The sequence below is a fragment of the Saccharothrix sp. AJ9571 genome (assembly GCF_021725495.1).
Lineage (GTDB): Bacteria > Actinomycetota > Actinomycetes > Mycobacteriales > Pseudonocardiaceae > Amycolatopsis > Amycolatopsis magusensis.
This window is the reverse complement of sequence record NZ_CP091382.1, coordinates 6,684,579-6,696,138: the sequence shown is the minus strand read 5'-3', so window position 1 is coordinate 6,696,138 and position 11,560 is coordinate 6,684,579. Positions and strand designations below refer to the sequence as shown.

Sequence of the window (11,560 nt, the reverse complement as noted above, 5' to 3'; positions counted from 1 at the left end):
ACCTCCACCAGCCGACCAGGACAGGCTGCGGCGTTCCCCCGCTGGTCGTGCGCCAAACGAGCGCACCCCGACCGGGTGAACAGTTGCGTCAAAGCCGCACTGAATAGGGCGTTATACACTTGACGGGCTCGCCGGGACTAAGCTGGGTGAGGTGACAGACGAGCAACTGATCGTCGAATTCGCGCTGACGCGCTTGGACCACCCCGACCTCGACCTCGAAGAAGTCGCCGCTCTCCTGGTTCGCCGGTTGGGCGAAGAGCGGATGCTGGACTTCGCCGGCCACACCCTCGCCGCGCGCGGCGAGTTGCGTGGGGCCGTGTTCCCGTCCGCGGTCGAGCACGTGTTGCGCGTCGTCCTGACGCTGCGCGGACCTGCCGACTAGGTCGCTGAGATTCGCAGCGAGGTGTCGAGTGTTCGCAGTAGTTCGCCTACGCGGCCACGCCCGCTCGGAGCCTCGGGGTATCGCATGAGGACGGTGACCACGACGGGATCGGCCAAGCCCTGGGCTTTGACGAGGTAGTCGGCGCCCGAGTCGTCGCCCGCGTCCAGTTCGAAGGCTCGCGCGGCGTGGGCGGCGGATCCCAGGATGTGCACGACCTGCGTCGCTTTCGCCAGTGGGTGCAGGAAAGCGGCGCTGGCCGCGGCGAGGGCCGCTCGTGCGGCTTCGCTCGCCGCGGCCTGGCCCGCGTCGCGCGTTTCCTGGTACGCCCGTTGCGCCGCCCACGCGCTGTCGCGGATCGACTTGGTTCGCTTCGCCCCGTCCGCGAAAGCCCGCGCGGCGTCGATCGCGGTGCGCGGGCGGTCGTCCTCGGGACGTGCCCGTTCGAAGATCGCCAGTGCGGGCGCCGCGCAGGCCACGGCATAGCCGGTGACTTCGCGCAATTCGGCCAGGCTGAGTTCGATGGTCGCGGTCATACCGGTCAACCGTATCGTTGAAAGCCCGGTTGGCACTTCTCAGCGGCCACCGTCAGCTCAGCAGGACCAAACCCTCAACCGGCGTGGGGCGAAGATCTCTTGCCTCGGAAAAGATCTCCGTTTTCGTGTCGGTTCCGGGCGTTCCCGTTCGTCGAGTTGGTAAGGCGACGAAATGAGGACGGGAACCATGGACACCCAGACGACCACGCGAGCCGGACGGCGGGAATGGATCGGGCTGGCCGTGCTGGCGCTGCCGACGCTGCTCCTGTCACTCGACATGAGCGTGCTGCACCTCGCGGTGCCGTACCTGGCCGCCGATCTGCACCCCAGCGGGGGCGAACTGCTGTGGATCATCGACATCTACGGCTTCATGATCGCCGGTTTCCTGGTCACCATGGGCACGCTCGGCGACCGGATCGGCAGGCGGAAGCTGCTGATGATCGGCGGGGCCGCGTTCGGCGTGGCGTCGATCGCCGCGGCCTTCGCCACCAGTCCCGAGATGCTGATCGCGGCACGCGCGGCACTCGGCGTCGCCGGTGCCACGCTCATGCCCTCCACACTGGCCCTGATCAGCAACATGTTCTCCGATCCCCGGCAACGCGGCACGGCGATCGCGGTGTGGATGAGCTGCTTCATGGGTGGCATGGTCATCGGCCCGGTGGTCGGCGGGGTGCTGCTGGAGTTCGCGCACTGGGGCACGGTGTTCCTGATGGCCGTCCCGGTCATGGTGCTGCTGCTCATCACGGCGCCGAAGCTGCTGCCGGAGTACCGCGACGAGCAGGCGGGCAGGCTGGACCTGGTCAGCGTCGCGCTGTGGCTGGGCGCGGTCCTGCCGATCGTCTTCGCGCTGAAGGAGCTGGCCGGCGACGGCCCGGACCCGCGCAGCCTCGCCGCGCTGGCCGCCGGTGTCGCGGTCGCTGTGCTGTTCGTGCGGCGGCAGCGGGTGCTGGAGCACCCCATGCTGGACCTGACCCTGTTCCGCAACCGGAAGTTCAGCGCGGCACTGGGCGTCATGCTGGTCGGCGCGCTCACCATGGGCGGGGTGTTCCTGCTGGTCAACCAGTACCTCCAGCTGGTCGAAGGGCTTTCGGCGGTCCAGGCCGGTTTCGCGCTGCTGCCGCAGGCCGGTGCGGTGGTCGCCGGGTCGCTGATCGCGCCGAAGCTCGCCCGCCGGTTCCGGCCGGAGTTCGTGCTCGGCTTCGGCATGCTGGTCGCCGCCGGCGGGATTCTGCTGTTCACCCAGGTCGGCGCGGACAACGGGCTCCCGCTGGTGGTGCTCGGCATGGCGGTGGCGGCGTTCGGGATGGGCCCGCAGGGCGTGCTGTGCACGGAGATGGTGATCAGCTCGGTGCCGCCCAGGAAGGCGGGCGCGGCGTCGGCCATGTCGGAGACCACCGCGGAATTCGGCATCGCCATGGGGATCGCGGTCTTCGGCAGCATCGGCACGGCCGTCTACCGGTCCGGCACCGACTTCCCGGCGGGCACCCCCGCCGAAGCAGGCGAAAGCCTCGCCGGTGCGGTCGCGCTCGGCCAGGAGTCGCTGCTGGCCGGTGCACGGGAGGCGTTCACCAGCGGCGTGCACCTGGTTGCCGCGATCAGCGCGGTCATCGTGGTGGCGTTCGCCGTGGTCGGCATGACCGCCCTGCGCCGCAAGCCGGAACGCGAACTGGTCAGTGCCCAGTCGTAGTGACCCGCGCCGACCTCACCGACCACAGCCCGCCGGTCCTCACGACCGGCGGGCCCGGCCAGTCGTCCGGTCGTCACACATCCGGCACCGCACGTTCGAGCTCGGTTACCCTCGGTGTTGACCGATGTCATCGAGGTACAGGAGCGATCGTGAGTCTCGCGGTGCGATGGAAGCACACCCCGGCCAAGCTCGTCGTCACCGTGGAAGGCGAGATCGACACCAGAACCGTGGTGAGACTCAAGGAGTCGGTGACGGCCGCGAGAGAAGCCGGGGAGGACCTCGACCTGGTCGTCGACCTGACGAAGGTCACCTTCCTGAACTCGGCGGGTCTCGCCGCGCTGGTGGAGATCGCCAGCCAGTGCCACCGCGACGGGCAGCAGCTCCGGCTGGTCTGCACCACGCGCGTGGTGCTCAACCCGATCCGCCTCACCGGACTCGACCGGGTCTTCACCATCGTGGACGCGCCCTGAGCTTTCACTGACAGGTGTGTGCGGGGGCGCAGCGACACCGGCACGCCTTCCGCCCGGGGGCGGCTCAGCGCGGCTGGACGCCCCCGCCGAGCGAGGTGAGCAGAGCGGTGATCACCGACTTCACGCTTGCCCGGACCTCGTCTTCGGGAGCGCCGGTGAGGGTGACGCGCTGGAGCACCCCGACGAGCGCGAGCGCCAGCGCGGCGGGGTCAACAGCTGCGGCGAGCCTGCCGAGCCGCTGTTCTTCGGCGAGGTAAGCGGCGACCGCCTTTTCGACGGCTTCCAGTCCGGCCGTCCGGTCACCGAGGACCGCACGGACGAGGCCGGGCAACTGCGGCCGGGACACGATGAGCCTGGTCAGCGTCAACAGCGTCGTGGGCGGGGTGGACAGCAGGGCGTCGCCGAGGTTCGCGGTGATGCTGCCGGTGCCCGCCCGCTCGGGGAGTGTGGCCGCGGCGGCGGAAATCAGGAAGCTGCGGTCGACGGCGTAGGCGGCCAGGAAGTCGTCGAAGTCGGTGAAGTGCGCGTACAGCAGGCCGGTCGCGACGCCGGCCTCACCGGTGATCGCCCGGCCGCTGAGCTTCCCGGGGCCGTCGCGGACCACCACCTGCTCGACCGCGGCGAACAGTTGCTGCCGGACCTCGGGAATCGCGACACCTCGGGGCACGCGGCCGAGTCTACCGCCGGGGGTTGCGCGAAGAATGAGCAAGTGCTCATACTGTGTTTGAGCACTTGCTCATTCCAGATCGGCGTGCAGGAGAACAGTGGTGGGAAACGGGCGAGTGGTGGTCGTCGGCGCGGGGATCGCCGGGCTGGCGGCGGCATTGCGGCTGCACCGGGCGGGCCGGGACGTGCTCGTGGTGGAGCGAGCACCGGGGCGCCGCAGCAGCGGGTACATGGTGAACCTCCTCGGCGTCGGCTACGACGCGGCGGAAGAACTGGGGCTGCTGCCGGCGCTGGCGGCCCGCGATCTGGGGGCGTTCACCTCGATACTGGTCAAGGCCGACGGACGCGAGAAGTTCACCGTTCCGGCGGCGGTCGCGCAGGCGGCGGTGGGGCCGCGGATGCTCACGGTGTTCCGCGGTGACCTGGAGTCCGTGTTGTACGAGGAGGTCCGTTCGGCCGTCGAAATCCGGTTCGGCACCACGGTCCGGGAATTCACCCAGGACGACGACGAGGTGCGGATTTCGCTCAGCGACGGCACTTCCGAGCGCGCCGACCTGCTTGTCGGCGCGGACGGGCTGCATTCCGGGGTCCGCGGGCTCCTCTTCGACACGGATTCCCGGGTGGACCTTCGGCACATGGTCGGGGCCTTCCCGCTCGACCGGGTCCCGGCGGACGTGCCGGAAGGCGCGGGCACCACGTTCATCGGCGTGGGGCGGACGGCGGCGGTGATCAACCTGGGCCCGGACCGGTCGTCGGCCTTCTTCACCTACCGCACCGACGACCCCGAGGCCGAACTCGCACTGGGACCGGTAGCCGCGCTTTCGCGGGCCTTCGGCGATCTGGGCGGCGGCGTGCCGGACGCCCTCCTGCAGCTCGAAGCCGCCCCGGCGGGCGCCTACTTCGATTCCGTGTGCCAGGTGGTGCAGGAGAAGTGGAGCCGCGGCCGGGTCGTGCTGCTGGGCGATTCGGCCTGGTGTGTCACGTTGTTCGCCGGCTACGGCGCCGCACTCGCCCTCGCGGGCGCCGATCGCCTCGGGTCCTTTTTGGACCAGCACACCGACGTCCCGGCGGCGCTGGCCGAGTGGGAAGCGAGCCTGCGGCCCGAGGTCACCAAGCGGCAGGCGTTGGCCCGCAAGGGCATCAGCCAGTTCGCGCCATCCGGGAAGGCGGAGATCTGGGGGCGCGAGGTGATGATGCGGGCCATCCGGCTGCCCGGCGTCAGCGGCCTGATCCGGCGGTCGATCGAGCGCGCGAACCGCTGAGACATTCTCGCCCTGGGCAGTCCACCGGTCCCGCGCGGGCCTAGTACACAGTGGACAAACGCGGACTACCAGCGCAGGCGGGCCCAGGTGGTGTGGACCGGGCCGGTGGCGCGGACGCCCCAGACGCCGGCGAGGCGTTCCAGCAGCCATCGGCCGACCCAAGCCTCTTCGTCGGGGCGGGAAGCCGTGGAGGCGGCATCGGTGAGGTAGTCCACCTCGATCGACAGCTGGCCCTGATCGTTCTCACGGGTGAGCCACACACCACGCAATCCGCTGCCCGCGCGGAGCACGTCGGTGACCAGTTCGTCGGCCAGCAGCACGGCATCCACCACCACCGCTTCCCGGCAACCCCGCATCACGTCACGCACCGCTTCGCGGACTCTCCCGACGGCCTCCCGACCGCGTCGCGACCCAGTGCCACCAGCCACGCTGAACGCGCACAAACGCATAGCCACGGCCCTCCCAATCGCCTCACGCAACCACAATCGGACTACCCCGTGCGGCCACCGGCAAACGGACAATCGCCGCGGATACCGCACGTGGCTTGAGCACACCGGGCCCGCCGGGCAAACTTGCCCCATGGATTCGCCGGCGCACGACGACCGACCGCTGCGGACGGTCGTGGAGCGGATCGGCACGGTCACCGTGGTCACCGTGGCCGGTGAAATCGACATAGCGACGGCTCCCGATTTGGCGGAGGCCCTGCGGGGTGTGCTGGAGGACGAACCGGAAGCGGTGGTCATCGACCTCACCGCGGTGCCGTTCCTCGGTTCCTCCGGCCTGGCCGTGCTCACCGGCTTCCAGCAGCGCGCCGAACCGGCCGGGGTGCGGCTCGTCGCCGATCAGTACGCCGTGCTGCACCCGTTGCGGTTGACCCGCCTCGACAGCGTTTTCCCGATCTTCGGCACCCGGGGCGAAGCCGTCCGGGCGCGGTGATCCGACCGGCCTGGACTCAGCTGTCCACATCACGGGGAAGGCCCAGCATCCGCTCCCCGATCACGTTGAGCTGCACCTCGGTCGTCCCGCCGTAGATGGTCATCGCGCGGCAGGCGAGCACCTGCTCCATCCACCGGTCGCTGGGTTCGCCCCGCACCGGCACGGCTCCGGCCACCCCCAGTTCGGCGAGGCAGAACTCGGCGATCTGCTGGCCGAACCGCATGCTGAGGAACTTGCTGACGCTGGAGGTGGTACTGACATCGGCACCGGAGAGCTGCTTGAGCACCGTGCGGGCGCCGAGCAGGTCGAGCACCTGGTTCTCGCAGACGAACTCGCCGACGCGGTGGCGGGCGACCGCGTCCAGGTCCCGGCCGCCGGCGAAGCGCAGCAGGTCCGCCAGCGTCGGGTAGGAGGCGTTGCCGCGGCCCAGTGCGACCCGTTCGCTGGACAGCGTGGCCCGCGCGACGGTCCAGCCGTCGTTCACCTCGCCGACCACGCAATCGTCGGGGATGAACACGTCGTCCAGGAACACTTCGTTGAACAACGCCGAGCCGGTCGCCTCGCGCAGCGGCCGGACGGCCACCCCGGGCGTGGTCATGTCCAGGATGAAGTAGGTGATCCCCCGGTGCTTGGGCGCGTCCGGGTCGGTGCGGGCGATCAGCATCGCCCACTGCGAGAACTGCGCCACGGTGGTCCAGATCTTCTGCCCGTTGATCTTCCAGCCACCGTCGGCGCGTTCGGCCCTGGTGCTCAGCGAGGCGAGGTCGGAACCCGCGCCGGGTTCGGAGAACAGCTGGCACCACACGACTTCACCGCGCAGCGTGGGCACGACCACGCGCTGCTTCTGCTCCTCGGTGCCGTAGGCGACGATGGGCGGGACCGCCCAGCCGCCCATCAGCAGTTCGGGCAGCTGGATCCCGGCATGCTTGATCTCCTCGCTGATCACCACCTGCTCCAGCGGATCGGCGCCCCGGCCGTACGGGCGCGGCAGGTACGGCTGCACCCACCCGCCGTCGCCGAGCGCGACCAGCTGGTCGTCCGGGGAGAGCGCGGCGATCCCGGCCAGTTCCCGGCGGACCCCCGCCCGGATCCGCTCACTGCCCTCGGGCAGGTCGATCCGGGGGGCGCGGGCGACGCCGTCCAGTGCCCGCCGGGCCACCGCCTCCGTCCACTCGGTACTGCGGCCGAGCAGGGCACGCAGGGTCAGCGCACGCCGGTAGTACAGGTGCGCGTCATGTTCCCAGGTGAACCCGATGCCGCCGAGCACCTGGATGCAGTCGGCACCGCAGCGCACGGCGGCGTCCGGGGCGACGACGGCGGCCACCGCGGCGGCGAAGCCGGCGGTTTCCTCACCGGCGTCGAGTGCCCTGGCCGCGTCCCACACCGCGGCCCTGGCGCGTTCCAACTCGATGCCCATCCCGGCGCACTTGTGCTTGACCCCCTGGAACTGCCCGATCGGCCTGCCGAACTGGACCCGCACCGCGGCGTACTCGGCAGCCGTGCTCGTGCACCAGGAGGCGACCCCGACCGCGTCGGCACCGAGGAGCACGGCGGCGATGGACCGGACCCGTTCGGCGGTGAGCGCGTCCAGCACCCGCCCGGCGGGCACCACCACGCCGTCCGCCTCGACCTGCGCGCTGCGGCGCACCACGTCCAGGCTGTCCTGCTCGCGGACGGTCAGTTCCTCCCGGTCCAGCACGACCCAGCGCAGGTCGTCGCCGATCCGGGCGGGTAGCAGCAGAACGTCGGCCACCGCTCCTCCGAGCACGCCGACGGTCTCCCCGGACACCGTCACCCCGTCCCCGGAATCCACCCCTGACAAGGGATCGGCCAGGCCGACCGCGCCCACGCGGGACCCGTCGGCGAGGCCGGGCAGCAACTCGGCGCCCACCTTGGCGTCGGCGGCGACCAGGAGGGCGGAGGCCAGCGTCGTCGGCAACAACGGTCCGGGGTGCGCGGCCCGCCCGAGCGCCTCCAGCGCGACCGCCAGCTCAAGCAGGCCCGCGCCCTGGCCGCCGTGTTCCTCGGGCACGTGCAGCCCGAGCAGTCCCTGCCCGGCCAGTTCGGCCCAGAACGGCGGCAGGCTCTCGGCTTTCGCGTCCACGGCGGCGCGGAGCACGGCCGGGGTGAGGTGCCGCTCGGTGAACCGGCGGACCGAGTCGGCGAGCGCGGTGTGCTCCTCGGTCAGGCCGAGACCGAGCTGGTAACCGGTCATGATCGTGCTCCGTTTCAGGCCCAGTCGGCCAGTTTCTCGTCGATGCCGGACACCGTCCACGGGCCGTCGGTCTCCACCGTGCGCCCGCCGCGCCAGCCCTCCAGTTCGAAGATCGCGCCGCCCTGCACGGCGAACACGCGCCCGGTGAACGGGCACTTCTCCGTGCCGAGGTAGGCCACCAGCGGCGCGATGTTGGCCGGGCTGAAGGCGTCGAACTCGCCCTCGGGCACCTCTTGGGCGAACAGCGCCCCCATGCCGGGCGTGGCCAGCGTCAGCCGGGTGCGCGCGACCGGCGCGATGGCGTTCACCCGCACCCCGTACCGCTCGAGTTCCTGCGCGGCGACCAGGGTCAGCGCCGCGATGCCCGCCTTCGCCGCGCCGTAGTTCGCCTGGCCCGCGTTGGGCATGAAGGTGCCGGACGCCGACGCGGTGTTGATCACCGAGGCGGTCACCGGCTCCCCCGCCTTGGCCCTGGCCTTCCAGTACGCCGCGGCGTGGCGCAACGGCGCGAAGTGGCCCTTGAGGTGCACCGAGATCACCGCGTCCCAGTGCGCCTCGTCCATTCCGGCGAGGAACGCGTCCCGCAGGATGCCCGCGTTGTTGACCAGCACGTCGAGCCCGCCGAACCGCTCGACCGCGGTGTCGATCAGCGCCTTCGCACCGTCCCAGTCGGCCACGTCGTCCGTGCTGGCCACCGCCCGGCCGCCCGTGGCGGTGATCTCGTCCACGACCTGCTGCGCGGGCCCGGCGTCCGAACCGCTGCCGTCGTTGGCGCCGCCGAGGTCGTTGACCACCACCGAAGCGCCTTCCGCGGCGAAGAGCAGGGCGTGCTCCCGGCCGATCCCGCGTCCCGCGCCGGTGACCACCGCCACCCGCCCGTCGAGTACTCCCATGTCCCGTTCCCTTCTAGCGGTTCAGCTCGGCCAGGCCGTCCTTGACGACCGGCTCACCGTCCACTGTGGTCTCATAAGCCCAGGAACCGCTGCCCGCCCGCCAGATCCGGGTGGTCAGGTCCTGCCCGGGCCGCACCGGCTTGGCGAACCGCACCGCCAGCCGCCGCAGTCTGTCCACATCGGACTCGGCGAGCTCGGTGAGCACCGCCCACGAGGTGAAGGCCATCGTGCACAAGCCGTGCGCGATGATCCCGGGCAGCCCGGACATCCTGGCCAGCTCGTCGTCGAGGTGGATGGGCATCGGGTCGCCCGCGGCGGGCCCGTAGCGGAGGGTCTGGTCCTCGTCGACGTGCGCGACGACTTCGGCGACCGGCTCGGTTTCCCGCAGCGACTCGTCGAACCGGTGCGGCGGCGCCGCCTCACCGACCGAGGTACCGGCGTCGGCCTTGCGGAAGAACGCCGTCATCCACTGCTCGTTGACCAATTCGCCGTGCGCGTCCCGGGTTTCGGTGCGCACGGCGACGGCGGTGCCGTTCGGCCTGCCGGTGAAGCCGATCGGCCTGGCCCGCGAGGTCAGCACGTCGCCGGGCCGGATCGGCCGGTGGAACCGGAAGTCCTGTTCCCCGTGCAGCAGCCGGGAAAGCAGGTCGACCGGCGCCACCGACAACGCCGCGGGCACCAGCGAGTCGAACACCGGCACGATCGCGAACACCGGCGGCGCCACGGAGCCGTCCCGGTGCCGCGCGATCGGGTCGTTGGTCGCTTCGGCGTACTGGCTGATCCGCTCGGCGGTGACCTCGAAGGTGGCGGGCTCGGTCCACACCCCGATCCCGGCCGGGTCGAACCGCGGGGCGGTCATCAGCTCACCAGTTCGGCGAGTTTCGCCACGGACTGCTCCAGTTCGCCCTTGGTGCTCTTGCCCACCGCCGCGCCGATCGGGCCGACGATCATCTGCCCGGTGAACTCGGCGTCGATGTCGGCCTCGCTGCCGTCGCCCTTGGGCTGCACGGTCAGCGTGAACGACACCTTCACCCCGGCCATCCCGGTCCCGCTGATCTTCAGCGAGTTCGGCGCGTCGTACTCCTCGACGGTCCACTCGATCTTATTGGCCATGCCCATCACCGAGACCACCTCGGTGACCTTGCTGCCCTGCCGGATCTCCGCCGGGAGCTCACCGCTCCACTTCTGGTGGATGGTCAGCCACTCCTCGAAGCGGCTGAGGTCGGACACCGTCGCCCACGCCTTCTCCGGGGTGCACGGCAGTTCCACGGACACGTTGACCTTGGTCATCGTCGTTTCTCTCCTTCGGTTCTTCCCGGCGGCTCAGCGGTCCGCCGGGCGGTAGGCGGTCACCACTGCGGCGCCGCCGAGGCCGATGTTGTGCTGGAGGGCGATCCCGGCGCCCTCGACCTGGCGCGCACCGGCCGTGCCGCGCAGCTGCCAGGTCAGTTCGGCGCACTGCGCCAGCCCGGTGGCGCCGAGCGGGTGCCCCTTCGAGATGAGCCCGCCGGAGGGGTTGACCACCCAGCGGCCGCCATAGGTGGTGTCGCCGGCGTCGACGAGCTTGCCGCCCTCGCCTTCGGCGCACAGGCCGAGTGCTTCGTAGGTGAGCAACTCGTTGGTGGAGAAGCAATCGTGCAGTTCGATGACGTCGACGTCCTCGGGGCCGATGCCCGCCTGCTCGTACACCCGGTTCGCCGCGGCGCTGGTCATCTTCGCGCCCACCAGGCTGATCGCGCTCTTGTCTTCGAAGGTGCTGCGCAGGTCGGTCACCATGGCCTGCCCGGCGATCTCGATCGCCTGCGCGGCCAGCCCGTGTGCCTCCACGAACGACTCGCTGGCGATGATCGCGGCGCCGGACCCGTCGGAGGTCGGCGAGCACTGCAGTTTCGTCAGCGGGTCGTAGATCGTCTTCGCGGCGAGGATCTCGTCCAGTGTGTACTCGTCGCGGAACTGCGCGTACGGGTTGTTCACCGAGTGCCGGTGGTTCTTCACCGCGATCTTGGCGAACTGCTCGGCGGTGGTGCCGTACTTCTCCCTGTGCTCGCGGCCCGCGGCGCCGAACATGTAGGGCGCGGGCGGCATCGCGAACTCCTGCAGTTCGGCCAGCGCCAGCAGGTGCTTCATCATCGGCTGCTCGCGGTCCTCGTAGGTGGACCCCAGTGAGCCGGGCTGCATCTTCTCGAAGCCGAGCGCGAGCGCGCACTCGGCGCTGCCGCTGCGCACCGCCTGGACGGCCAGGAACAACGCCGTCGAGCCGGTCGAGCAGTTGTTGTTCACGTTGACCACCGGGATGCCGGTCAGCCCGAGTTCGTAGACCGCGCGCTGCCCGGAGGTCGACTCGCCGTAGACGTAGCCCACGTACGCCTGTTCGACGCGCTCGTAGTCGATCCCGGCGTCGGCCAGCGCGTTCGTGCCCGCCTCCCGCGCCATGTCCGGGTAGTCCCAGTCCCGGCTGCCCGGTTTCTCGAACTTGGTCATGCCGACGCCGATCACATACGCCCTGCCGCCCACCG

13 protein-coding genes are annotated in these 11,560 nt (G+C 70.7%); 5 read left to right on the top strand and 8 right to left on the bottom strand.

Annotated elements, in window-relative coordinates:
- Window positions 1-151: 151 nt before the first annotated feature.
- On the top strand, window positions 152-382 hold the full coding sequence (locus L3Q67_RS31060; protein ID WP_499184982.1) for a hypothetical protein: 231 nt from the start codon (window positions 152-154) through the stop codon (window positions 380-382).
- On the opposite strand, the gene L3Q67_RS31055 is transcribed toward L3Q67_RS31060, so the two are convergent.
- Window positions 379-915: a putative immunity protein gene (locus L3Q67_RS31055; RefSeq protein ID WP_499184981.1), complete on the bottom strand. Its 537-nt coding sequence runs from the start codon at window positions 913-915 to the stop codon at window positions 379-381. The two genes, L3Q67_RS31060 and L3Q67_RS31055, sit on opposite strands and share 4 nt — an antisense overlap.
- A gap of 187 nt (window positions 916-1,102) precedes the next feature.
- Here L3Q67_RS31055 and L3Q67_RS31050 point away from each other — a divergent pair, with 187 nt between their 5' ends.
- On the top strand, window positions 1,103-2,602 hold the full coding sequence (locus L3Q67_RS31050; protein ID WP_499184980.1) for an MFS transporter: 1,500 nt from the start codon (window positions 1,103-1,105) through the stop codon (window positions 2,600-2,602).
- A gap of 149 nt (window positions 2,603-2,751) precedes the next feature.
- On the top strand, window positions 2,752-3,072 hold the full coding sequence (locus L3Q67_RS31045) for an STAS domain-containing protein (protein ID WP_499184979.1): 321 nt from the start codon (window positions 2,752-2,754) through the stop codon (window positions 3,070-3,072).
- A 64-nt stretch (window positions 3,073-3,136) separates the two neighbouring features.
- Here the strand turns inward: L3Q67_RS31045 and L3Q67_RS31040 are convergent, their stop codons facing one another.
- On the bottom strand, window positions 3,137-3,739 hold the full coding sequence (locus tag L3Q67_RS31040) for a TetR/AcrR family transcriptional regulator (RefSeq protein ID WP_499184978.1): 603 nt from the start codon (window positions 3,737-3,739) through the stop codon (window positions 3,137-3,139).
- Window positions 3,740-3,839: 100 nt separating this feature from the next.
- On the opposite strand from L3Q67_RS31040, the gene L3Q67_RS31035 reads away from it, so the two are divergent.
- Window positions 3,840-5,000 (top strand): Rossmann-fold NAD(P)-binding domain-containing protein, encoded by a 1,161-nt coding sequence (locus L3Q67_RS31035; protein ID WP_499184977.1) that lies wholly within the window; start codon window positions 3,840-3,842, stop codon window positions 4,998-5,000.
- 65 nt (window positions 5,001-5,065) lie between these two features.
- Here the strand turns inward: L3Q67_RS31035 and L3Q67_RS31030 are convergent, their stop codons facing one another.
- Complete coding sequence (locus tag L3Q67_RS31030; RefSeq protein ID WP_209667505.1) at window positions 5,066-5,368, bottom strand: hypothetical protein; 303 nt, start codon at window positions 5,366-5,368, stop codon at window positions 5,066-5,068.
- Window positions 5,369-5,579: 211 nt separating this feature from the next.
- Here L3Q67_RS31030 and L3Q67_RS31025 point away from each other — a divergent pair, with 211 nt between their 5' ends.
- Window positions 5,580-5,936: an STAS domain-containing protein gene (locus L3Q67_RS31025; RefSeq protein WP_499184976.1), complete on the top strand. Its 357-nt coding sequence runs from the start codon at window positions 5,580-5,582 to the stop codon at window positions 5,934-5,936.
- A gap of 16 nt (window positions 5,937-5,952) precedes the next feature.
- Here L3Q67_RS31025 and L3Q67_RS31020 read toward each other — a convergent pair whose 3' ends face one another.
- From L3Q67_RS31020 to L3Q67_RS31000, 5 genes are read right to left on the bottom strand one after another with little or no spacing between them, the layout of a single operon-like run.
- Window positions 5,953-8,151, bottom strand: a complete 2,199-nt coding sequence (locus tag L3Q67_RS31020) for an acyl-CoA dehydrogenase family protein (RefSeq protein WP_499184975.1) — start codon at window positions 8,149-8,151, stop codon at window positions 5,953-5,955.
- A 14-nt stretch (window positions 8,152-8,165) separates the two neighbouring features.
- Window positions 8,166-9,044: an SDR family oxidoreductase gene (locus L3Q67_RS31015; protein ID WP_499184974.1), complete on the bottom strand. Its 879-nt coding sequence runs from the start codon at window positions 9,042-9,044 to the stop codon at window positions 8,166-8,168.
- A 13-nt stretch (window positions 9,045-9,057) separates the two neighbouring features.
- Entirely contained in the window at window positions 9,058-9,903 is an 846-nt protein-coding gene (locus L3Q67_RS31010; RefSeq protein ID WP_499184973.1) for a hotdog family protein, read from the bottom strand.
- On the bottom strand, window positions 9,903-10,334 hold the full coding sequence (locus tag L3Q67_RS31005; RefSeq protein WP_499184972.1) for an SRPBCC family protein: 432 nt from the start codon (window positions 10,332-10,334) through the stop codon (window positions 9,903-9,905). Before L3Q67_RS31005 ends, L3Q67_RS31010 begins: the two co-directional genes overlap by 1 nt.
- 33 nt (window positions 10,335-10,367) lie before the next feature.
- Window positions 10,368-11,525, bottom strand: coding sequence for a lipid-transfer protein (locus L3Q67_RS31000; protein ID WP_499191683.1), 1,158 nt, complete (start codon window positions 11,523-11,525; stop codon window positions 10,368-10,370).
- Window positions 11,526-11,560 lie beyond the last annotated feature (35 nt).